At 72.0% G+C, this 20,952-nt stretch carries 20 protein-coding genes; 16 read left to right on the top strand and 4 right to left on the bottom strand.

What is annotated here, in order from left to right; genetic code table 11:
• Nucleotides 1-183: 183 nt before the first annotated feature.
• Nucleotides 184-693 carry an inorganic diphosphatase gene (locus ABH926_RS41470; RefSeq protein WP_370371851.1) on the bottom strand — a complete coding sequence of 170 codons (510 nt, stop codon included), beginning with the start codon at nucleotides 691-693 and terminating at the stop codon, nucleotides 184-186.
• A gap of 95 nt (nucleotides 694-788) precedes the next feature.
• On the opposite strand from ABH926_RS41470, the gene dacB reads away from it, so the two are divergent.
• Nucleotides 789-2,288, top strand: coding sequence for a D-alanyl-D-alanine carboxypeptidase/D-alanyl-D-alanine-endopeptidase (gene dacB, locus ABH926_RS41465; protein ID WP_370371849.1), 1,500 nt, complete (start codon nucleotides 789-791; stop codon nucleotides 2,286-2,288).
• A gap of 85 nt (nucleotides 2,289-2,373) precedes the next feature.
• On the opposite strand, the gene ABH926_RS41460 is transcribed toward dacB, so the two are convergent.
• Nucleotides 2,374-2,904 (bottom strand): helix-turn-helix domain-containing protein, encoded by a 531-nt coding sequence (locus tag ABH926_RS41460; protein ID WP_370371847.1) that lies wholly within the window; start codon nucleotides 2,902-2,904, stop codon nucleotides 2,374-2,376.
• 57 nt (nucleotides 2,905-2,961) lie between these two features.
• Between ABH926_RS41460 and def the strand changes: the two genes are divergently transcribed.
• Nucleotides 2,962-3,627 carry a peptide deformylase gene (gene def / locus ABH926_RS41455; RefSeq protein WP_370371845.1) on the top strand — a complete coding sequence of 222 codons (666 nt, stop codon included), beginning with the start codon at nucleotides 2,962-2,964 and terminating at the stop codon, nucleotides 3,625-3,627.
• Here the strand turns inward: def and ABH926_RS41450 are convergent.
• Nucleotides 3,624-4,034: a MerR family transcriptional regulator gene (locus ABH926_RS41450; protein ID WP_370371844.1), complete on the bottom strand. Its 411-nt coding sequence runs from the start codon at nucleotides 4,032-4,034 to the stop codon at nucleotides 3,624-3,626. The two genes, def and ABH926_RS41450, sit on opposite strands and share 4 nt — an antisense overlap.
• A gap of 64 nt (nucleotides 4,035-4,098) precedes the next feature.
• Here ABH926_RS41450 and ABH926_RS41445 point away from each other — a divergent pair, with 64 nt between their 5' ends.
• The 13 genes from ABH926_RS41445 (at nucleotide 4,099) to ABH926_RS41385 (ending at nucleotide 17,903) form a co-directional block, all read left to right on the top strand.
• Nucleotides 4,099-4,995, top strand: a complete 897-nt coding sequence (locus ABH926_RS41445; protein WP_370371842.1) for a polysaccharide deacetylase family protein — start codon at nucleotides 4,099-4,101, stop codon at nucleotides 4,993-4,995.
• Nucleotides 4,996-5,065: 70 nt separating this feature from the next.
• Nucleotides 5,066-6,121, top strand: coding sequence for a zinc-dependent metalloprotease (locus ABH926_RS41440; protein WP_370371840.1), 1,056 nt, complete (start codon nucleotides 5,066-5,068; stop codon nucleotides 6,119-6,121).
• Between the two features lie 211 nt (nucleotides 6,122-6,332).
• Nucleotides 6,333-7,409 (top strand): tRNA lysidine(34) synthetase TilS, encoded by a 1,077-nt coding sequence (tilS, locus tag ABH926_RS41435; RefSeq protein ID WP_370371839.1) that lies wholly within the window; start codon nucleotides 6,333-6,335, stop codon nucleotides 7,407-7,409.
• 23 nt (nucleotides 7,410-7,432) lie between these two features.
• Nucleotides 7,433-7,987 carry a hypoxanthine phosphoribosyltransferase gene (hpt, locus tag ABH926_RS41430; protein WP_370371837.1) on the top strand — a complete coding sequence of 185 codons (555 nt, stop codon included), beginning with the start codon at nucleotides 7,433-7,435 and terminating at the stop codon, nucleotides 7,985-7,987.
• A gap of 149 nt (nucleotides 7,988-8,136) precedes the next feature.
• Nucleotides 8,137-10,152 carry an ATP-dependent zinc metalloprotease FtsH gene (ftsH, locus tag ABH926_RS41425; RefSeq protein WP_370371835.1) on the top strand — a complete coding sequence of 672 codons (2,016 nt, stop codon included), beginning with the start codon at nucleotides 8,137-8,139 and terminating at the stop codon, nucleotides 10,150-10,152.
• A gap of 98 nt (nucleotides 10,153-10,250) precedes the next feature.
• Nucleotides 10,251-10,847 (top strand): GTP cyclohydrolase I FolE, encoded by a 597-nt coding sequence (folE, locus tag ABH926_RS41420; protein WP_370372000.1) that lies wholly within the window; start codon nucleotides 10,251-10,253, stop codon nucleotides 10,845-10,847.
• Nucleotides 10,848-11,233: 386 nt separating this feature from the next.
• Nucleotides 11,234-13,162 (top strand): phosphatidylglycerol lysyltransferase domain-containing protein, encoded by a 1,929-nt coding sequence (locus ABH926_RS41415; RefSeq protein WP_370371834.1) that lies wholly within the window; start codon nucleotides 11,234-11,236, stop codon nucleotides 13,160-13,162.
• Nucleotides 13,163-13,171: 9 nt separating this feature from the next.
• On the top strand, nucleotides 13,172-14,053 hold the full coding sequence (gene folP / locus ABH926_RS41410; RefSeq protein ID WP_370371832.1) for a dihydropteroate synthase: 882 nt from the start codon (nucleotides 13,172-13,174) through the stop codon (nucleotides 14,051-14,053).
• Nucleotides 14,050-14,718 (top strand): nuclear transport factor 2 family protein, encoded by a 669-nt coding sequence (locus tag ABH926_RS41405; protein ID WP_370371831.1) that lies wholly within the window; start codon nucleotides 14,050-14,052, stop codon nucleotides 14,716-14,718. The genes folP and ABH926_RS41405 overlap by 4 nt, the downstream gene beginning before the upstream one ends.
• Nucleotides 14,719-14,811: 93 nt before the next feature.
• Nucleotides 14,812-15,255 carry a dihydroneopterin aldolase gene (gene folB, locus ABH926_RS41400; protein WP_370371829.1) on the top strand — a complete coding sequence of 148 codons (444 nt, stop codon included), beginning with the start codon at nucleotides 14,812-14,814 and terminating at the stop codon, nucleotides 15,253-15,255.
• Entirely contained in the window at nucleotides 15,252-15,824 is a 573-nt protein-coding gene (folK, locus tag ABH926_RS41395; RefSeq protein ID WP_370371827.1) for a 2-amino-4-hydroxy-6-hydroxymethyldihydropteridine diphosphokinase, read from the top strand. Before folB ends, folK begins: the two co-directional genes overlap by 4 nt.
• A 226-nt stretch (nucleotides 15,825-16,050) precedes the next feature.
• Nucleotides 16,051-16,674 carry a DUF3180 domain-containing protein gene (locus ABH926_RS41390; protein ID WP_370371826.1) on the top strand — a complete coding sequence of 208 codons (624 nt, stop codon included), beginning with the start codon at nucleotides 16,051-16,053 and terminating at the stop codon, nucleotides 16,672-16,674.
• 113 nt (nucleotides 16,675-16,787) lie between these two features.
• Complete coding sequence (locus tag ABH926_RS41385) at nucleotides 16,788-17,903, top strand: hypothetical protein (RefSeq protein ID WP_370371824.1); 1,116 nt, start codon at nucleotides 16,788-16,790, stop codon at nucleotides 17,901-17,903.
• A gap of 132 nt (nucleotides 17,904-18,035) precedes the next feature.
• Here the strand turns inward: ABH926_RS41385 and ABH926_RS41380 are convergent, their stop codons facing one another.
• On the bottom strand, nucleotides 18,036-19,208 hold the full coding sequence (locus tag ABH926_RS41380; RefSeq protein ID WP_370371823.1) for an NADH-quinone oxidoreductase subunit D: 1,173 nt from the start codon (nucleotides 19,206-19,208) through the stop codon (nucleotides 18,036-18,038).
• 197 nt (nucleotides 19,209-19,405) lie between these two features.
• Here ABH926_RS41380 and ABH926_RS41375 point away from each other — a divergent pair, with 197 nt between their 5' ends.
• Complete coding sequence (locus ABH926_RS41375; RefSeq protein ID WP_370371821.1) at nucleotides 19,406-20,818, top strand: hypothetical protein; 1,413 nt, start codon at nucleotides 19,406-19,408, stop codon at nucleotides 20,816-20,818.
• Nucleotides 20,819-20,952: the final 134 nt, after the last annotated feature.

The raw sequence follows: 20,952 nt of genomic DNA, 5'->3' as shown, positions 1-20,952 counted from the left end.
GAGGACGCGGTCCGAGGGGGGGCGCCGCAGCGGCGAAGCCGTTCCGCACCGCGAAGCCCCCGGCGGGATCACTCCCGCCGGGGGCTTCTGACGTTCTCACCGTCCACCGGGCCGGTCCGGGCTGAGGCCAGCCGGTGGTCACTGCCACTGTCTGGGTCACCGCCACTGTATGGCGCGGACCGTCTACAGGTGGTGGATCTTCTCCTCCTCCGGCAGCTCCTCGAACCGCTTGTAGGAGCGCTGGATCTCGGTCTCGGCCTGGGCCCGGTTCTGCCACTCGGCGTGGTGGACCTCCTTGCCCGGCTCCAGGTCCTTGTAGCTGGTGAAGAAGTGCTGGATCTCCTGGCGCTCGAACTCGGAGATGTGGTGGTAGTCGCGCAGGTGCTCGAAGCGCGGGTCGGTGGCCGGCACGCACAGGATCTTGTCGTCGCCGCCGGCCTCGTCGGCCATGTTCAGCATGCCGATCGCGCGGCAGCGGATCAGGCAGCCCGGGAAGGTCGGCTCGTCGAGCAGGACCATGGCGTCCAGCGGGTCGCCGTCCAGGGACAGCGTGTCCTCGATGAAGCCGTAGTCCGTCGGGTAGACCATCGAGGTGAAAAGCATGCGGTCCAGCCGTATGCGGCCGGTCTTGTGGTCGACCTCGTACTTGTTGCGCTGGCCCTTGGGGATCTCGATGAGAACGTCGAACTCCATTGGTCTTTCCTCGTTTCCGCGCTTTCAGGTGCTGCTACTAGTGTCGCCCAGACAGGCGGTGACGACAGAGTTCGCGAGATCAAGGAGTGACCTGAGTGGCAAGACAGGTGCCGGGAACGCTGCCGACCGCCATTGTGTCAGCCGCGCTCGGGATCGTACTGGCCGCGGGCTGCGTGTGGGCGGCCGGTCCGTGGTCCGGCGGGCAGCGCGTGAGCGAACGCGAGAACGGCTTGCGGGGCCGTCTCACGCCGGTCGCCGAGGGGGTGGTGCCGCCGTCCCCGCCGGCGCCGTCGAGCCGGTCCGCCGGGCCCACCCACGTCCCGGCTGGTGCCGCGCTGGATCCTGTTCTCGCAGGTGACAAGCCCGGCGGCGGGCTGACGGCGGCCGAGCTGGCCGGCGCGCTGGGGCCGCTGACGCTCGCGCCGGGGCTCGGCAAGCACGTCGGGATCGCGGTCGCCGACCCCGCTTCGCCGACGCTGTTGTTCGACGATCACGCCGCCGACGGGTTCGCCCCGGCGTCCACGAACAAAGTGGTGACCGCGGTCGCGGCGCTGGCCGCGCTGGGGCCCGACGACCGGTTCACGACCCGGGTGGTGCAGGGCCCGAACTCCGGCGCGACGGCATCGATCGTGCTGGTCGGAGGGGGTGACCCGACGCTGTCGACGCAGGGCCCTTCGGCCGATCCGGGCTACCAGCCGGCCTCGTTGGACGACCTGGCGGCCCGCACCGCCGCGGCCCTGCGGGCCGAGGGCGTGAAATCGGTCACACTGGGCTACGACGCGTCGGTTTTCAGCGGTCCGGGCCTGAACCCGACGTGGTCCCCGGAATACACCGACGGCAACGTCGCGCCGGTCACCGGCCTGATGGTCGACGAGGGCCGGGCCAGGGCCGCGGACGACCTGAGCCCGCGGGTGACCGACCCGGCCGGGGTGGCCGCCGGGGACTTCGCGAGCCGGCTGGTCGCGCACGGCATCCAGGTGACCGGCAAGCCCGCTGCGGCCTCGGCCGGCTCCGGCGCCCAGCTGGCGGACGTCACCTCGCTGCGCCTGGCCGACTTGGTCGAGCACATGCTCACGGTCTCCGACAACGACCTCGCCGAAGCCCTGCTGCGGCACGTGGCCGTGGCCGACGGCCGGCCGGCGACGTTCGACGGCGGCGTGGCGGCGGTCCGCGACGAGCTCGGGAAGCTGGGCCTGGACGTGACCGGCCTGGACGTGCTGGACGGCAGCGGCCTGTCGCGCAAGGACAGCATCACCCCGGCCTTCGAGGTCAGGGTCCTGTCGGCGGCGGCCGCGGACAACCATCCGGACCTGCGCGCGGCCCTGACCGGCCTGCCGGTGGCCGGCTTCACCGGCACGCTCGCCGAGGACGGCCGGTACACGACCCCGCCGTCGCTGGCCGGCGCCGGCCTGGTGCGCGCGAAGACGGGGTCGCTGACCGGGGTGGTGACGCTGGCCGGCCTGGTCCGCGACAGCTCGGGGCAGCTGTTGGTGTTCTCGCTGATGGCGGACGCGGCGCCGGACTCCGCCGCGGCGCGGGCCGCGGTGGACCGGCTGGCGACGACGCTGGCGGGGTGCGGGTGCGGGGGAGGGTAGGAACTCAGCCGACGAAGAGACGAAGTAACGCAGTAACGCAGTAACGCAGTGACGAAGTGACGAAGTAACGGGGCCGCGGCTGTTCTCAGCCGTGGCCCGTTTCCGTGTCGTTCGGGGCTTCCGGCAGCAGCGGGAACAGCCTGGCGATCAGCGCGACCGGCAGCGCCCCCTCCGGCCGGGCCAGCGGTCGCTGCTCGCGGTCCTGGTAGCGCGCGAGCATCTTCTGGATCGCGCCGGCGATCTGCTTCATCTCCTCGGCGGTCAGGTAGGCGACCGTGCTGAAGGCCTCTTCGCGCGGCCAGTCGGCGGGGGCCCGGTCGCGCAGGTCCAGCCAGCGCTGCCAGCTCTCGTCCTCCAGGCCGCGTGCCAGGTCGCCGAACTGGTCGTCGGCCGGTGCGTCCTGCTGCTGTTTCAGGCGCCAGGGCCTGGCGCGGCCTCCGGTGTGCGGTGCTTCTTCGATGAGGCCGTGGCGTTCGAGTTGGCGCAGGTGGAACGAGCAGAGTCCGGAGCTGTGGCCGAGGCGGTTCGCGGCCTCGGTGGCCGTGACCGTGCCGACCTCGGCCAGCAGCTCCAGCAGGGCTGATCGGATCTCGTGGTCGCGCAGGACGTCGTTCACTTTGCAAATTTTGGTACTTTGCAAAGCCCGGGGCAAGTCAGCGAGAGGACATCCGCGATGGACGTGTATGTGCAGGGTCGGCCCGTCAGCGCCTACCCGACGGTCCCACCGGAGGCGGGACGCGGTTCGTCGCGCCGCATCACCGAGGTCGGGGAGGAGGTCCTGCGCCGGCCGTGCCGGGAGGTGACCGGGTTCGGGAGCGCGGAGCTCTCCGCGCTGATCGACGACATGTTCCTGGCGATGCACGTCGCCGAGGGCGCGGGTCTGGCCGCCAACCAGGTCGGCGTGGATCTGCGGCTGTTCGTGTTCGACTGCCTCGACGGACGCGGGGGCCGGCACGTCGGCCACATCGCCAACCCGGTGCTGGAACTGCCCGAGGGGGAGGGGCGGCGGCTCGTCGAGGATGTGGAGGGCTGCCTGTCAGTGCCCGGCGCGACGGTGGTGGTCCCGCGGACCGAGCGCGCCGTAGTGCGCGGCTTCGACAAGGACGGCGAGCCGCTGGTCATCGAGGGGCGGGACTACTTCGCCCGGTGCCTGCAGCACGAGACCGACCACCTGTCCGGAACCGTCTATCTCGACCGGCTCTCGAAGCGGAACCGGAAGGACGCGCTGCGGCAGATGGAGGAGCGGCGCGAGGCGGTGTTCGCCCGGCGCGCCACGATGGCGGCCAGGATGGAGAAGCAGACCAACCTAGAGAACCAGAAGCAGAAGCAGAGCCGCTAAGCCGCCGCCTCCGCGCCCGCCTCGGCGGGCTCTCGCTCCACCCCCAGCGCACACTGCTTCAGCGACCCCACGTACGCCGCGATCGCGTCGTGGTTGCGCGCCAGCAGCGCCATCCGCTCCGCGAGCCGGTCGCGGTGGCCCTCCAGCGTCGCGATGATCTCCGGGGTGGCGTCCGCGAAGTGGATGTCGCTCGGCTCGTTCAGGCACGGCAGGATCTGCTTGATGATGCGCGTGGACAGGCCCGCGTCCAGCAGCCCGCGGATGTGCACGACCTGGTCCACCAGGGCCTCGTCGTAGTCGCGGTAGCCGTTGGCGCAGCGGCCGACGCGGATCAGGCCCTGCTCCTCGTAGTAGCGGAGCAGGCGGGGGCTGGTGGCGGCACGTTCCGCCAGTTCGCCGATGCGCATGTGACCCACCTCACAAGATCGCCGGTTGACCCTCACACCCGTGTGAAGGTTCGACCATGGTCGCATGAGCCAGGACATCGAACTCTACGATTATCGTCCCATCACCGAGCGCGAGCCGCTGAGCTGGCCGGGAGACAAGCGGGTCGCCTTCTATGTCGGCCTCAACATCGAGCGCTTCTACGTCGACCTCCCCGGCACCGCCACCTACGAGGGCACCACCTCGCTCACCCCCGACAGCCTCAACTACGGCTGGCGCGACTACGGTCCGCGGGTCGGTATCTGGCGGCAGATCAAGCTGCTGGACAAGCACGGCATCAAAGCCAGTGCCCTGCTGAACTCCGATGTCGCCGCGCGCTACCCGCAGATCATCGAGGCCGGCGTGCAGCGGGACTGGGCCTGGCTCGGGCACGGCGCCAGCAACAGCCACCTGTTCACCGGCCTGGAGCGGGACGTCGAGCAGGGTCAGATCCGCAGTGTGCTGCGGACCATCGAGGAGGCCACCGGGGTCAAGCCGCGCGGGTGGATGGGCCCGGGGCTGATCGAGACCTTCCACACCCCCGGGCTGCTGGCCGCCGAGGGCGTGGAGTACGTCCTGGACTGGACCAACGACGACCAGCCCTACCCGACGAACGTCCCGGGCCTGCTGAGCCTGCCGTACTCGGTGGAGCTCAACGACATCGGCGTCTTCGTCAGCAAGGGGCTGACCGGGCCGGACTTCGTGCAGATGGTGAAGGACCAGGTGGACCAGCTGGCCGAGGACGCCGCCGACGGCTCCGGCCGGGTGATGGCGCTGGCCCTGCACCCCTTCATCACCGGCCAGGCGTTCCGCACCCGCTACCTCGACGAGGCCCTGGACTATGTGGTGAACCACCCCGGGGTCTGGACCACGACGGCCGACGCCATCGCCGACCACTACCTGGCGGTGACCGGGCAGGCCGGGGCTCCGAAGTCCACCGGATGACCCCCTCGCCCGGCCGATCCGCCGCGATCCGATCTAGGTTTCACCGCCCCCGCCACGTAGCCTGAGAGCCATGACGGCGAGAGCGCAGCTGGTCGACTGGCAACTGGCGGTGGCGACGGCGCAGCGCCTGGTACGGCCGGGCCCGGCCACCTCCGCGGCCGAGGCCGCCGCCACGGTGGCGGACCTGCGCCGTTACGCCGCCGAGTCGCGTGAGCACGTGGCCGCCTTCACCGGCCTGGCCAACCAGGGCACCATCCTGACCGAGCCGCAGGTGCTGGTGGTGGACCGGGCCGGCTGGATCAAGGCCAACGCCGAGGGCTTCCGGATCGTCACCGAGCCGCTGGCCCGCAAGCTGAACGAGAAGCGCGAGGGCGTGCCGCCGTCCGGGCTGGCGGCGCTGGGCCCGAAGGCCACCGCGCTGGAGCTGGGCACCCTGCTGGCCTACCTGTCGCACCGGATCCTGGGGCAGTACGAGATCTTCCAGGAGCCCGGCCGGCTGCTGCTGGTCGCCCCGAACATCGTCAGCGTGGAGCGCGAACTGCAGGTCAAGCCGGACGACTTCCGGCTGTGGGTGTGCCTGCACGAGGAGACGCACCGCACCCAGTTCGCCGCGGTGCCGTGGCTGCGGGCGCACATCCTCGGCGAGATCGAGTCCTTCATCGCCGGCATGGACACCGACCCCGGCGCGCTGGCCAAGCGGGTCCGCGAGGCCGCCGCGCTGCGGCGCGAGACCGGCGAGCGGCGCCCGATCACCGAGCTGGTGCAGACCCCGCAGCAGGTCGCGGTGCTGGACCGGATGGTCGCGGTGATGTCGCTGCTGGAGGGGCACGCGGACTTCGTGATGGACGGCGTCGGGCCGCAGGTGGTGCCCAGCGTGGCCGACATCCGCCGCAAGTTCGGGCAGCGCCGGGCCAAGGGCGCCAGCCGGATCGACGCCATCGTGCGCCGGGTGATCGGCATGGACGCCAAGATCCGGCAGTACCGGGACGGCGCGCGGTTCGTCGCCGCCGTGGTTGAGCAGGCCGGGATGTCCGGCTTCAACCGGGTGTGGACCTCGCCGAACACGCTGCCGACCCGCGCCGAGATCCATGACCCGGGGGCCTGGCTGACCCGGGTGCGGCCTTAGAGGGAGCGGCCTTGGAGATCCGCGCACCCTCTTAGGCAATCCGCGGAAGTGAGCGCATGATGGGCGAAAGTCGCCGACCGGGGGGCCGGCCCACGCCGTAAGGGTGGTCCTGCGGAGTGTCGCCGCGACCTGAGAAGGGTCTGCGTCGTTGCTCCGGGAAAGATGCCCAGGGAGAAAGACCTGGGCGTCGCATGTACGAAGGAGTACCACCATGGGTCCAGCCCCCGCCGTCGCCGCGATACGCCTGGCCGTCCGCAAGTCCCTGTCCGACCTCCCCCCGGGCGCCCTGGTCCTGGTCGCCTGCTCCGGCGGCGCCGACTCCATCGCGCTGGCCTGCGCGACCGCGTTCGTCGCGCCCCGGCTCTCGCTGCGCTTCGGCGGCCTGACCGTCGACCACAATCTGCAGGAGGGCTCGGCCGCGCAGGCCGAGCGCGTCGTGCGCTTCCTGGGCGGCCTGGGCTTCGACCCGGTCGAGAGCCTGTCGGTGCGCGTCGAGGGCCGCGGCGGGCCCGAGGCCGCCGCTCGCGTCGCGCGCTACGGCGCGCTGGACGAAGCCGCCGAGCGCCTCGGCGCCGCCACCGTCCTGCTCGGCCACACCCGCGACGACCAGGCCGAGACCGTGCTGCTGGGGCTGGCCCGCGGCTCCGGGGCCCGGAGCCTGGCCGGGATGCCTGCGCAGCACGGCCGCTACGCGCGCCCCTTCCTGGATCTGCCGCGGACCACCACCGTGGCGGCCGCCACGGCCGAGGGCTTCGAGCCCTGGGACGATCCGCACAACGCCGACCCGGCCTACACCCGGTCGCGGGTCCGGCACGCGGCCATCCCGGCCCTGTCCGCCGCCCTGGGGCCGGGGATACCGGAAGCCCTGGCGCGGACCGCGAAGATGCTGCGCGAGGACACCGAGGCGCTCGACGCGTGGGCCGCCCGGGAGTTCGACCGGCTTGTGGAACCCTTCGGCGACTGTGATCTGTCCCACTACCTCGACGCGTCCGAACTGTCCGGGCTGCCCACCGCCGTGCGCCGCCGGGTGCTGCGCCTGGCCGCCCTGCGGGCCGGGTGTCCCGGCTCTGACCTGGCCGCGGTCCACATCGAGGAGCTGGACCGGCTGCTGACCGACTGGCGCGGCCAGGGGCCGTTGCACCTGCCCAGCGCGGTCGCGGTGGCCCGGCGGTATGGAAAGCTGGCCTTCGAGAGATCCGGTGCGCTGCGCCGAGCAGGCACGGACCGGAACGATCCCGGCCAGCCGGCGGAGGACCCCGCCCCGGCCGGATTGTTGATGCCGGCTTAAGCGACGCACGAGGGACTTCCAGCGTGGACGACAAGGACATGGGCCAGGACCTGGAGAAGGTCCTCATCCCCGCCGACGAGATCAAGGCCAAGCTGGCCGGGCTCGCCCGCGCGATCGAAGCCGACTACCAGGGCAAGGAAGTCCTGCTGGTCGGTGTGCTGAACGGCGCGCTGGTGGTGATGGCCGACCTGATCCGGGAGCTGCACATCGACTCCGAGATGGACTGGATGGCGATCTCCTCCTACGGCGCGGGCACCAAGTCCTCCGGCGTGGTGCGGATCCTGAAGGACCTCGGCGCCGACATCCAGGACCGGCACGTGCTGGTGGTCGAGGACATCATCGACTCCGGGCTGACCCTGTCCTGGCTGCTGTCCAACCTGCGCTCGCGCCGTCCGGCCTCGCTGGAGGTGGTGACGCTGCTGCGCAAGCCCGACGCCGCCAAGGTGGCCATCGACGTCAAGTACGTCGGCTTCGACATCCCCAACGAGTTCGTCGTCGGCTACGGCCTGGACTACGCCCAGCGCTTCCGCGGTCTGCCCTTCATCGGCACACTCGCGCCGCACGTATACAGTTCGTAGGCGGAATGACACTCCGATAAGCCACGTTGGGACCAGTGTGGGTTCATCGGGAGCCTCGCGCGGGAACGCAGTGACCGCGTACGGTCGTTAGGCATCATGAACCACCCCACCCCCCGCCGTGAACCGCTAGCACGAGTCGTAGAGGATCGATGGACGTCAAGCGTTACTTCCGAGGCCCAGTGATCTGGGTCGTCCTGGCCGTCGTGGCGGTCCTCGCGGTCATGCAGCTGGTCTCCTCGGCCGGCGGCCCCAAGTCCGTGGACACCTCCGTGATCCTGGACGCCATCCACAAGAACCAGGTCGTCTCGGCCAAGGTCGTCGGGGGTTCCGGCTCCTCGGTCGAGATCAAGGTCGACCCGAACAGCACGGTGGCCCAGCAGCAGGGCGCCACCGACCTGAAGGCCTCCTACCTGAACGACCAGCAGGGCGCCGCCATCACCACCGCGCTGGACAACTCCCAGCAGGCCGGCGGCCTCAAGGACGGCTACAACGTCTCGCTGGCCCATCAGAACGCCCTCGTCGGCATCCTGATCACGCTGCTGCCCTTCGTCCTGATCGCCCTGGTCTTCCTGTTCCTGATGAACCAGATGCAGGGCGGCGGCTCCCGGGTGATGAACTTCGGCAAGTCCAAGGCCAAGCTGGTCAGCAAGGACACCCCGAAGACCACCTTCGCCGACGTGGCCGGCGCCGACGAGGCCGTGGAGGAGCTCCAGGAGGTCAAGGAGTTCCTGGAGGCCCCCGCGAAGTTCCAGGCCATCGGCGCCAAGATCCCCAAGGGCGTGCTGCTCTACGGCCCGCCCGGAACCGGTAAGACGCTGCTGGCCCGCGCGGTGGCCGGCGAGGCCGGAGTGCCGTTCTTCTCCATCTCCGGTTCGGACTTCGTCGAGATGTTCGTCGGTGTCGGCGCCTCCCGCGTGCGCGACCTGTTCGAGCAGGCCAAGGCCAACGCCCCGGCGATCGTGTTCGTCGACGAGATCGACGCCGTGGGCCGGCACCGCGGCGCGGGCCTGGGCGGCGGGCACGACGAGCGCGAGCAGACGCTGAACCAGCTGCTGGTCGAGATGGACGGCTTCGACGTCAAGGGCGGCGTGATCCTGATCGCCGCGACCAACCGCCCGGACATCCTGGACCCGGCGCTGCTGCGCCCGGGCCGCTTCGACCGGCAGATCGCGGTCGAGGCCCCGGACCTGGAGGGCCGCAAGCAGATCCTGCGGGTGCACTCCAAGGGCAAGCCGTTGGCGCAGGGCGTGGACCTGGACTCGCTGGCCAAGCGCACCCCCGGCTTCACCGGCGCGGACCTGGCCAACGTCCTGAACGAGGCCGCGCTGCTCACCGCGCGCGGCGACAAGAAGCTCATCGACAACGAGTCGCTGGACGAGGCCGTGGACCGCGTGGTCGCCGGCCCCCAGAAGCGCACCCGCCTGATGAGCGACAAGGAGAAGAAGGTCACCGCCTACCACGAGGGCGGCCACGCCCTGGTGGCGCACGCGATGCCGAACCTGGACCCGGTGCACAAGGTGACGATCCTGTCCCGCGGCCGCGCCCTGGGCTACACCATGGTGCTGCCGGAGGAGGACAAGTACTCCACCACGCGCAACGAGATGCTGGACAACCTGGCCTACGCCATGGGCGGCCGGACCGCCGAGGAGCTGGTCTTCCACGACCCGACCACCGGCGCCTCCAACGACATCGAGAAGGCCACCAACATCGCCCGCTCGATGGTCACCCAGTACGGCATGACCGAGCGCCTGGGCCCGATCAAGTTCGGCAAGGACTCCGGCGAGGTCTTCCTGGGCCGCGACATGGGCCACCAGCGCGACTACTCCGAGGAGATCGCCTCGATCGTCGACGAGGAGGTCAAGCGGCTCATCGAGAGCGCACACGACGAGGCCTGGGAGATCCTGGTCGAGTACCGCGACGTGCTGGACCAGCTGGTCCTGGAGCTGCTGGAGAAGGAGACGCTGAACAAGGAGCAGATCGCCGCGATCTTCGCCCCGGTCTCCAAGCGCCCGCAGCGCCCGGCCTGGATCGGCTCCTCGCGCCGGACCCTGCAGACCCGCCCGCCGGTGCAGACGCCGCGCGAGCTGGAGGCGGCCCGCTCGGCCGCCAACGGCACGGTGACCGACAGCATCGTCGGCCGGACGGACACGGTGCCCGAGCAGTGAGCGATACCCAGAACCAGAACCACGGCGGCGGTGCCGCCCCCCGGGCCACTGGCCTGGGGGGCGGCATCGCCCGCGTCAGCCTGGCGGGCCAGCCCGAGCTGGCCGCGCCCGACCTGGGCCGCGCGGTCGCCGAGTACGACCCCGACCGCGCCGAGCGCGCGGTGCGCGAACTGCTGATAGCGGTGGGGGAGGACCCGGACCGCGACGGCCTGAAGGAGACCCCGGCGCGGGTCGCCCGGGCCTACCGCGAGATGTTCGCCGGCCTGCACCAGGGCCCGGAGGACGTGCTCACCACGACCTTCGACCTGGGCCACGACGAGATGGTGCTGGTGCGCGACATCGAGGTGTACAGCACCTGCGAGCACCACCTCGTGCCATTCCACGGAGTGGCCCACGTGGGGTACATTCCCTCGGTGGACGGACGCATCACGGGCCTGTCCAAGCTGGCCCGGCTCGTCGACGTCTACGCCAAGCGGCCCCAGGTCCAGGAGCGCCTGACGACGCAGATCGCCGACGCGCTGGTCCGCATTCTCGAACCGCGCGGGGTCATCGTCGTTGTGGAGTGCGAACACCTGTGCATGTCGATGCGAGGGATCAGGAAGCCGGGCGCGAAGACCGTGACGTCGGCGGTGCGGGGGCAACTGCTCGCCCCGGCCAGCCGCGCCGAGGCGATGAGCCTGATCCTGGGCCGGTGAGCGAGCGCCCGACCCGGACCGTCACCACGACCCGCCCGGGCCCGGCCGCCGGATCCGGCCGTCCCGATCCCGCAGTCTGTGATTCCGCAGTCCGCGATCCCGCTGTCCCCGACACCCCCGCCGGCCCCACCGGTGGCGGGCCGGGTACAGGGGGTGCCGGTGGCGTCCCGGGACCGCGCGTCAAGTCCTCCGGGGCGGGTAACCGCCGGAATGTGGCCACAGGACATGCGGGCGCCCCCCGCGATTTGCCGAAGGATGCCCCGGCGCGCCCCGGCGCGCGGCACAATCAGGTCGGATCCGCCACGCCGGCGGATGACGCTGCCAACACCGGTGACAACCTGCACGGTGCCCTCGAACGTCCCTCCAACATGACTCGGGCCAAAGCCATGACCTCCAAGACCGCGCCGCCCCCGTCCGACGCGGCGGCGGCGCAGCCGCCGCAACACCGGAACTGGGTGCCGCGGCTCGTCGCGTTCATCACCTACCTGGCCGGCTTCGGCAACATCGCCTCGGCGATCTCGCCCGGCTTCCGGCACTCCCGGGTCCACTCGATCAGCGTCAAGGTGCCCACCGAGGTGCAGAACCTGGCCGCCGCGGCCACCTTGATGTCCGGCGTGGTGCTGGTGCTGATCGCGCACGCGCTCAAGCGCCGCAAGAAGCGGGCGTGGTGGGTCGCGGTCGTCCTGCTGGCCACGGTGGTGGTCTTCCACCTTGTGCGCTCGTTCCGCGGCGGGGACCGCGACGCCGCGACGCACTACCTGGGCATCCAGATCGTCCTGACGATCGTGGTGCTGGTCCTGCTGCTGGTCTACCGCGAGGAGTTCTACGCCCTCGGCGACCCGTACACGCGCTGGCGTGCGCTACGCGCGTTCGTTCTGCTGGCGGCGTTCGCCTTCGCCTCCGGTATGGCGCTGATGTACTGGCAGGGCAAGCACATCCAGGGCGACCCGAGCGCCTGGAAGCGGCTGCAGCACGTCGCCCTGGGCCTGATCGGCATCGACGGGCCGGTCCACTTCAAGCGCGGCTCCACCGACGACCTGGTCGCCCTGCTGCTCGGCGGGCTGGGCCTGATGACCGCGCTGATCGTGGCCTACCTGGTGCTGCGCCCGGCCGAGCCGATCGCCCGGCAGTCCGCCGAGGACGACGAGCGGCTGCGCGAGCTGATCGCCAAGCAGGGCCGCCGTGACTCGCTGGCCTACTTCGCCACCCACCGCGACAAGTCGGTGATCTGGTCGCCCTCGGGCAAGGCCGCGATCACCTACCGCGTGGTCTCCGGCGTGATGCTGGCCTCCGGCGACCCGATCGGCGACCCCGAGGCCTGGCCCGGCGCGATCAAGGTCTACGTCGAGGAGGCCGACCGGCACGCCTGGGTGGTGGCCGTGGTCGGCTGCTCGGAGACCGGCGGCGAGGTGTGGTGCCGCGAGGCCGACCTGGACGCGCTGGAACTGGGCGACGAGGCCATCTGCTACACCGACAAGTTCAGCCTGGAAGGCCGCGCGATGCGCAACGTGCGGCAGATGGTGAACCGGGTCGAGCGCCAGGGCTACGAGTGCCAGGTGCGCCGGCTCAAGGACATCCCGCGCTCGGAAGTCGAGCTGATCAAGACCGGCATCGAGGCCTGGCGCGGGTCCAGCGAGCGCGGCAGCTTCTCGATGGCCCTGGGTCCGGACCGGTTCGGCGACCCGGCCGACGGCGAGTGCGTGGTGGCCACCGCGACCAAGGACGGCGAGGTCCGGGCGCTGATCAACTTCGTGCCCTGGGGCACCGACGGCATGAGCCTGGACCTGATGGTGCGCGACCGCGAGGCCGAGCCGGGGCTGAACGAGCTGCTGATCGTCAAGGCCATGCAGGCGGCCGAGGGCCTGGGCATCACGCGGTCCTCGCTGAACTTCGCGGTGTTCCGCTCCGCGCTGGAGCGCGGCGAGAAGCTCGGCGCCGGCCCGATCACCCGGATGTGGCGCTCCACGCTGGTGTTCTTCTCGCGCTGGTACCAGATCGAGTCGCTGTACAAGTTCAACTCGAAGTTCCAGCCGGAGTGGGTGCCGCGGTTCGTGGCCTTCAAGAACACCCGGGACATCCCGCGGGTGGGCCTGGCCTACGCCGAGGCCGAGGGCTTCATCGTCCCGCCGGGCCTGCCCTGGTCGAAGAAGGACCGGGACGAGCGCGAACTGGACGACGCCGACGCCGAGGCCGAGTGCCCCGAGCACGCCGCCAAGGCCGACGGGACCGAGGACGGGACGGACGCCGAGCCCACTCCGGGCGAGCCCGAGGCGGCGCTTCGCGGGCCGGGAGGCCAGAAGGCCGCGAACGGCTAGGCTTTCACCATGAACGCGCAGGGCCGGCCCCTCAACCGCAGCCAGACCGTGCGCGGTCTGCCGGATTTCGGACGCTGTGCCGTTTTCGGTGTGGTGAACGTGACGCCCGACTCCTTCTCCGACGGCGGCGAGTACTACGCCGACGGGGACACCGCCAAGGCCGTGGCGCACGGCCTGCGGCTGCACCGGCACGGTGTGGACGTGGTCGACGTGGGCGGGGAGTCCACCCGGCCCGGCGCCGCCCGGGTCACCGCCGAGCAGGAGCTGGACCGGGTCCTGCCGGTGATCGAGCAGCTGGCCGCGGCCGGGGTGCGGGTGTCGGTGGACACCATGCGCGCCACGACCGCCGCGGCCGCGCTGGACGCCGGCGCGGTGATCGTCAACGACGTCTCCGGTGGTCTGGCCGATCCGGACATGTTCCCGCTCGTGGCCCAGGCCGGGGTGCCGTACATCTTGATGCACTGGCGCGGGCACAGCACTGACATGCAGACCCGCGCGGTGTACGACGACGTCGTGAAGGACGTCGTGGAGGAACTGCGGGCGCGCTTCGACGCGGCCCTGTCCGCCGGCATCGGCGGGGACCAGGTGATCCTGGACCCCGGCCTGGGCTTCGCGAAGAACGCCGACCACAACTGGGCCCTGCTGGCCCATCTGGAGAAGCTGGAGTCGCTCGGCCGGCCGCTGCTGATCGCCGCCTCCCGCAAGAACTTCCTGGGCCGGCTGCTGGCCGACCAGAATGCCGGGATCCGCCCGCCGCACGGCCGGGACTCGGCCACGGCCGCGCTGTCCGCGCTGGTCGCGGCCGCCGGGGCCTGGGGCGTGCGCGCGCACGACGCGCTCGGCTCGCTGGACGCGGTCCGGGTGGCCGCGGCGCTGGCGGCGGCGCGATGAGCGCCCGGGAGCCTGACGGCGTGGGCGGTCCCGGCGAGCCCCGAGACCCCCGCGACCCCCGAGAGCCCGGCGACCCCCGAGACCCCGGCGAGCACGGCGGTCCCGACGGCCCGGGAGAGCCCGGAGAGCCGGCGGACGCCGGGCGGGACCGGGACGGGTTCGAGGACTTCGGCGAGTTCGAGGAGGAGTTCGGCGCCTTCGCGGCCGGCCCCGACGGCCCGCCGCCGCAGGTGGCCGCGGACATCGAGGCGATCACCGAGGCCAACGAGGAGTTCTACGCCGCCGCCGAGGCCGGCGACCTGGACCGGCTCGGGGCGATCTGGCTGTCCGGGCCGTTCGAGGCCTCGGTGCAGTGCGTGCACCCCGGCTGGGCGCCGGTGTTCGGGCGCGAGGACGTGCTGCGCTCCTGGGCGGTGGTGTGCGCGAACACCCCGTTCCTGCAGTTCTTCCTCACCGACGTGCGGATCGACGTGGTGGACCGGATCGCGGTGGTCAGCCTGACCGAGAACATCATCACCGACATGTCGGCCGGCTCCTCGGAGGAGGACCCGGGCTTCATCGCCGGCGGCCGGGCCACGACGGTCAACATCTTCCGCCGCACCGACGACGGCTGGCGGCTGTGGATGCACCACGCGTCCGCGGTCATGGAGAGCGTCGAGGAGTAGGCGGCGCGGGCCGGGGCCGGGCATCACGCGTGGTCCGGACCCGGTGGCGGTATTCGGGCGATCCCGGAACGGCATGCCGGAACCGGCCCCGGTATGTTCGTCATGATGTCTACTCACAACAAGCGGCTCGACCGGGTGACCGTCCACGGGCTGCGCGGGCGCGGCCACCACGGGGTCTTCGAGCGCGAGCGGGAGAAGGGCCAGACGTTCATGGTCGACGTCACGCTGGGCCTGGACACCAGCCGTGCCGCCGTCAGCGACGCCCTGGAGGACACGGTCAACTACGGCGAGGTCTCCGAGCGCATCGTGGCGCTGATCGAGGGCGACCCGGTCAACCTGATCGAGACCCTGGCGGCCCGGATGGCCGCGGCGTGCCTGGAGTACCCGCTCGTCGAAGAGGTCGAGATCACGCTCCACAAGCCGGACGCGCCGATCACGGTGCCGTTCGAGGACGTCACCGTGACCGTGGTACGGACACGGGAGGACCTGGCGGCCGCCGCCGTGCGGCAGCCGGAGAACGGCGGGTCGGCGATATGAGCCAGACGGTCGGCGACATGGGCGGGACGGCCGGGGGCGAGGGTCTTCGCACCCACACCGCGGTCCTGGCGATAGGCGGCAACCTCGGGGACCGCCTGGCCAACCTGCAATCCGCGGTGGATTCCCTGGCCGACACCCCGACGCTGACCGTCACCTGGCTGTCCCCGGTCTACGAGACCGCTCCGATGCTGGAGGAGGGCGCCGAGCCGCAGGACGACTACCTGAACGCTGTGCTCGGCGTGACCTCGGCGCTGCCGCCGGACATGCTCCTGATGCGGACGCAGGCCATCGAGGAGGCCCTGGGCCGCACCCGCGAGGTGCACTGGGGCGCGCGCACCATCGACATCGACATCGTCCAGGTCGACGAGCTGGTCTCGGACGAGGCCGAGCTGACGCTGCCGCACCCGCGGGCCGCGCAGCGCGCGTTCGTGCTGGCGCCGTGGCACGACGTGCGGCCCGAGGACGTGCTGACCGGCGTGGGGCCGGTGGCCGAGCTGCTGGCCGCGCTCGGCGGGGCCGCGGCGCAGGGCGCGGCGCGCCGGGACGACCTGGAGTTGCTGCTGCCGTAACCGCCGATTCACGCCGGGGTGGTCCGCCGGCCGCCCCGGCCCGAATCGCGGTTTTCCGCCATCGGCCGGCCGTCGGCGCGCCCGGCCCGCAGGTCCGGGTCCCGCCGCTGGTCAGCGCCTCGGCCGAGGCTCTGGGCAGCGGCCGCGACGGCGCGCGGCGCCGCCGCCGGACGCCCCGGGCCCAGCGGCTCGCCTCCCCCGCCACCACCCGCGTACCGTGGACCCTGTGAAGCCCACCCGTCCCCTGGCACTCGTGACCGCGTTCCTCGTGGTCGGCGCCTTGTCCTATGGCGGCGTCCAGCTCTGGTCGCACTACGGCACCCCGCCCGGCGTCCCGGCTTCCGCCCCGCTGACCCCGGCGATCCTGGCCGTCATCATCCTGGCCACCGCGCTGGGCTTCCGCTCGCGGCTGAAGACGCAGCGCGAGGCGGTCCAGCGCATCGCCGACGGCGAGCCGACCCCGCCGCTGCTGCCCGGGCAGCGCGCCGCCAAGCCGCTGGACCCGCTACAGGCGGCGCGCGCGGTGATGTTCGCGAAGGCCTCCTCGATGGTCGGGGCGATCGTCTCCGGCGTGTACGCCGGCTACGGGGTGTTCCTGCTCAGCAAGCTCGGCATCGACGTCTACCGGACCCGCGCGATCGTCTGCGGTATCACCGTCCTGTGCGGTCTGGCCCTCGTCGCCGCGGCGCTGTTCCTGGAGTACGTGCTGCGGGTACCGCCCAGCGGCCCGGAGGACGGGCTGCCGAAGGACGGGACCAAGACGAAGTCGGCCGCCCCCACGCGTCCGGTGCGCAACCGGCCGGACGGGACCTTTCCGGTCCGCCGGGAGTCCAACCATTCAGGCTCTTGATTCGCCGGGTATGTCCGAAGCCTGACCATTTGCAAGATCTTGATATCCGCGTGCCCGGTATCGCTCGTACGTTTCGCTTGTCCGTGCGAGGCCGCAGCCAGTAATGTTCGGCCATGCGTCACGCTCGGCAGCTACAGGCCCAGCGACGCGGGGGCGACATAGCCGGCCCGGCATGGCCCTCGATCGTCGCCACCACCACGTCCTTGACGGGCGCGGCCGCGGGCATCGCGACCACGCTCGCCTGGAGCGATCCGTTCCATCTCCGGCTCGGCGTCGGCATGGCCGCCGCCGGCGCGGTCTTCTCCTCCGTCGCCATGGTCGCCGCGCGCCGGGACCGGTCGACCCGCCGGGAGCTGGTCGCCGCGATGCGCGAGGACCTCGCCGCGGAGCTGAAGTACGAGACCTCGCGCCGCGACAAGCAGATCGCCGACCTCAAGACGGACGCGCTGGCCGCCGAGGAGACCGTCGTCCTGTTCGAGGAGCGGGCCAAGGAGGAGCAGCTGCGCGCCGACGCCTCCGAGGCCGCGCGGGTGCGTGCCGAGCACGACCTCGCGGTGCTCTCGGCGTGGGTGCAGCAGACCACGGCCGCGGCCGAGCTGACCCGGTCGGCGGTGCAGTCCTTCGCCCAGGTCCAGCCCTTCGAGCCGGCGCACCAGTTCGAGCCGGTGTCGGTGCACGACCACGCGTTCGCCGGCTACCAGGCGGCGCGCTCGGGCGTCTACGAGCTCGAATACGACGCGGCCTACCAGGCCGGATACGCGGCCTACGCGAACACCGCCGAGTACGCGGAATACACCGAGTACGACTACGGCACGACCGCCGCCGGCACCGAGATCGACCTGCGGCCGGCCGCCGCGGTCCCGGTCCGGGCGCTGGAACCGCAGCCGCAGCCGCAGCCGCAGCCCGAGCTGCCCGCCGCCGAGCCGCGGCCGCTGCGCTCGGCGGTCCTGGCGGTGCGCGACGAGGTCGGCTTCGACGTCGCCGGCGAGGTCTCCGGCCCCGGCCACGACCCGTACACGGTGCCCGGCGTGGTCATGCCCCGCCAGCGCCAGGACGGCCGGCCCACGGCGCTGCCGTCGGCCCGCCCGGTGCCCCCGGAGCGGCTCTACCGCCCCTACCTCGCCGCGGATCAGGGCACGACCTCGAACGCGGCCCCGGTGGACCTGACGATGTACGACGAGACGCAGCAGATGGCCAAGATCGAGCACCGGGAGACCGGGACCGCCTGAGGTTCCTCAACCCCACTGAGCTTCGCGCGAAAGGGCCCAGCCGATCTCGGCGGGGCCCTTTCGCGTGTCCGGTGTCCGGTGGTGCTCGGTGCTCGGTGTCCGGTGCTCGGTGCTCGGTGTCCGGCTACCCGATCACTTGTCGATGTCCCCGACCACGAAGAACATCGACCCCAGGATCGCGACCATGTCCGCCACCAGATGTCCGGGCAGCGCCTCGGAGAGCACCTGGATGTTGTTGAACGACGCCGAGCGCAGCTTGAGCCGCCACGGCGTCTTGTCGCCGTGCGAGACCAGGAAGTACCCGTTGATGCCCAGCGGGTTCTCGGTCCAGGCGTAGGTGTGCCCCTCCGGCACCTTCAGGATCTTGGGCAGCCGCTGGTTGATCGGCCCGGTGTCCAGGGTGTCCAGCTTGTCGGCGCAGGCCTTCGCGATGTCCAGGGAGTTGTACGCCTGCTCCAGCAGCACCTCGAAGCGGGACAGGCAGTCGCCGCCCCGGCCGGTGACCACCTTCAGCGTCTCGCGCACCTCCGGCTCGCCGTAGGCCAGGTACGGGTCGTCGCGGCGCAGGTCGAAGTCGACGCCGGAGGCGCGGGCGATCGGGCCGGACACCCCGTAGGCGGCGATCTGCTCGGGGGTCAGGACCCCCACGCCCCGGGTGCGGGCCCGGAAGATCTCGTTGCCGGTGATCAGCCGGTCGATGTCGGACATCCGGGAGCGCACCAGGGCGATCGCGGCCCGGACCCGGTCGGTCCAGCCCAGCGGCAGTTCCTCCTTCAGGCCGCCGACCCGGTTGAACATGAAGTGCATGCGGCCGCCGGAGATCTCCTCCATCACCGCCTGGATCTCCTCGCGCTCCCGGAACGCGTAGAAGATCGGCGTGATCGCGCCCAGCTCCAGCGGATAGGAGCCCAGGAACATCAGGTGGTTGAGGATCCGGTTCAGCTCGGCCAGCAGGGTGCGGGCCCAGGTGGCGCGCTCGGGGACCTCCATCCCGAGCATCCGCTCCACGGCCAGCACCACGCCGAGCTCGCTGGAGAAGGCCGACAGCCAGTCGTGGCGGTTGGCCAGCACGATGATCTGCCGGTAGTCGCGGACCTCGAAGAGCTTCTCGGCGCCGCGGTGCATGTAGCCGATGATCGGGTCGGCCGAGACGATGCGCTCGCCGTCCAGGACCAGCCGCAGCCGCAGCACGCCGTGGGTGGCCGGGTGCTGCGGGCCGATGTTGAGCACCATGTCGGTGGTCTCCAGGCCCGTTCCGGTGCCCGCGATGCGCTCGGTCAGCTGCTGGGAGGTCATGCCGGTCATTGTGCCAGGCGCCCGGACCGCCGGCCGGGCGGTGACCGGGGGCGTGGGCATGCGGCGGGCGTCGATCACGGTTCGGTGACGACCGGGGGAGGACAGGCAACGCGCCGTGCCCCGTTGCGTCTATGTGATGGGAGGCCCGTGCGGACGGGCCGCGGGGCGGTCAGGGGTCGGATATGAGGCGAAGGCTTCGCGCTGTCATGGCGGGCCTGATGGTGGTCGGTGCGGGCGCGGTCGCAGGGACGGCGGCCGCGGACGGGGCGGGGCCGGTGGCCACGCCGCCGTCGGCGCCGAAGACGCAGACGGTGTCGGGCGTCGCGGCCAACGGCGTGCAGCTGTCGATGACGGCGCCGGCGCAGCTGCCGCTGGACCTGCCGGGCCAGCAGCTGCCCGAGCGGGAGGTCGACGTCACGGTCAAGGACGCCGGGGGCCAGGGCTACACCGGCGCCGTGACGATGACGCTGACCTCGGAGGGCTCCGGGGTCTCGGCCACCGCGCTGCGGCTGGACCACTACGACCAGGCGAGCGGCTCCTGGCAGACGGTGCCGGTGCCGGCCGGCCAGGCGTCGGTCACCGTCACCGACGACGTGACCGTCCCGGCGAGCGGGACGCAGGTGCTCAAGCTGCGGATGTCGCCCGGGACGACGGCGGTCGACGACGTGCGGGTGAGCGCGTCGGCCAACGGCGCGACGGCGGTCGCGTCGATGCCGGTGACCGGGCCCACCTTCCAGGTCTCCGGGCTCACGGGCTCGGGGCGCGCCGGGGCGCCGATGGTGCTGACCGGCACCCTGGACAACCCGACGGACCTGAGCCTGCAGGACGTCCCGGTGAAGCTGCTGCTGTGCTCGGCGGGGTCCGCGGGCTGCATCGCGCATGCCTCGGACGTGAAGGTGGAGGAGCAGACCGGCGGCGGGACCTGGCACACGGTGCCGGTCTCCGACGCCACGGCCACCAGCCCCATGTCGGCCACGGTGGTCCCGCAGCTGACGGTGCCGGCCGGCGGTTCGGCGCAGTTCCTGGTGCGGGTGACGGTCGGCGCCGGTGCCTTCGCGGCGCCCGGGCAGGCCCCGGGCCAGCCGGGCTCGTCGGCCACCTCGTCCTCGTCCTCGTCCTCGTCGGCGCCGGCACAGCCGGTGGCGGTGGCGGTGGCGCTCAGCCCGGTCGGGCTGTCGTTCGCCGCGCAGCCGACCGTGTCCGGCACGCTCACGGTGCAGCCGCCGCCTCCGGCGCCCTCGACACCGTCGAGCACGCCGAGCAGCTCGGCGACGCCGACCGCGCCGGCCCCCACCGCGACGGAGACCACGACCGACTCCTCCACCGCGGCGCCGACCGCCTCCCCGACCCCGGACCCGGCTTCGACGACCGAGGCGGCGAGCACGCCCGACGCCGCGTCGTCGAGCAGCAACCCGACGATCCTGGTCGCGGTCGGGCTGCTCGCGGTGTGCCTGGCGCTGGTGCTGTGGTGGGTGCTGATGAAGCGGCGGGAGCGGATGGCGCTGGCCGGCGCCGCGGATCACGGGCATGACCATGACCGTGACCACGACTACGGCGGCGACCACGACCACGGCGGCGACCACGGCGACGGCGACGGGCAGGCGCACGGCACCGAGTAGTGGCGGGCGCCTGCGCGGGGCGTGAGTGGCGGGGGGGGGGGGGGGGGGCGGCCGCCGCGCCGCCCCCCGGCGCCCCCCCCCCCCCCCGGGCGGCCGGGGGAACAGGGACCAGCACCAGAAACACACCGACCAGC

Source organism: Catenulispora sp. GP43, from assembly GCF_041260665.1.
GTDB lineage: Bacteria > Actinomycetota > Actinomycetes > Streptomycetales > Catenulisporaceae > Catenulispora.
The sequence above is the reverse complement of the archived record's forward strand: the minus strand, read 5'-3'. Positions and strand labels throughout refer to the sequence as shown.

Bases quoted from the DNA above. Each gene is read 5' to 3' on its own strand.
- ABH926_RS41470 (WP_370371851.1), bottom strand. From the start codon at position 693: ATGGAGTTCGACGTTCTCATCGAGATCCCCAAGGGCCAGCGCAACAAG.
- def (WP_370371845.1), top strand. From the start codon at position 2,962: ATGGACGTGTATGTGCAGGGTCGGCCCGTCAGCGCCTACCCGACGGTC.
- ABH926_RS41450 (WP_370371844.1), bottom strand. From the start codon at position 4,034: ATGCGCATCGGCGAACTGGCGGAACGTGCCGCCACCAGCCCCCGCCTG.
- ABH926_RS41445 (WP_370371842.1), top strand. From the start codon at position 4,099: ATGAGCCAGGACATCGAACTCTACGATTATCGTCCCATCACCGAGCGC.
- ABH926_RS41440 (WP_370371840.1), top strand. From the start codon at position 5,066: ATGACGGCGAGAGCGCAGCTGGTCGACTGGCAACTGGCGGTGGCGACG.
- tilS (WP_370371839.1), top strand. From the start codon at position 6,333: ATGGGTCCAGCCCCCGCCGTCGCCGCGATACGCCTGGCCGTCCGCAAG.
- ftsH (WP_370371835.1), top strand. From the start codon at position 8,137: ATGGACGTCAAGCGTTACTTCCGAGGCCCAGTGATCTGGGTCGTCCTG.
- ABH926_RS41415 (WP_370371834.1), top strand. From the start codon at position 11,234: ATGACCTCCAAGACCGCGCCGCCCCCGTCCGACGCGGCGGCGGCGCAG.
- folP (WP_370371832.1), top strand. From the start codon at position 13,172: ATGAACGCGCAGGGCCGGCCCCTCAACCGCAGCCAGACCGTGCGCGGT.
- ABH926_RS41405 (WP_370371831.1), top strand. From the start codon at position 14,050: ATGAGCGCCCGGGAGCCTGACGGCGTGGGCGGTCCCGGCGAGCCCCGA.
- folB (WP_370371829.1), top strand. From the start codon at position 14,812: ATGTTCGTCATGATGTCTACTCACAACAAGCGGCTCGACCGGGTGACC.
- folK (WP_370371827.1), top strand. From the start codon at position 15,252: ATGAGCCAGACGGTCGGCGACATGGGCGGGACGGCCGGGGGCGAGGGT.
- ABH926_RS41385 (WP_370371824.1), top strand. From the start codon at position 16,788: ATGCGTCACGCTCGGCAGCTACAGGCCCAGCGACGCGGGGGCGACATA.
- ABH926_RS41380 (WP_370371823.1), bottom strand. From the start codon at position 19,208: ATGACCGGCATGACCTCCCAGCAGCTGACCGAGCGCATCGCGGGCACC.
- ABH926_RS41375 (WP_370371821.1), top strand. From the start codon at position 19,406: ATGGCGGGCCTGATGGTGGTCGGTGCGGGCGCGGTCGCAGGGACGGCG.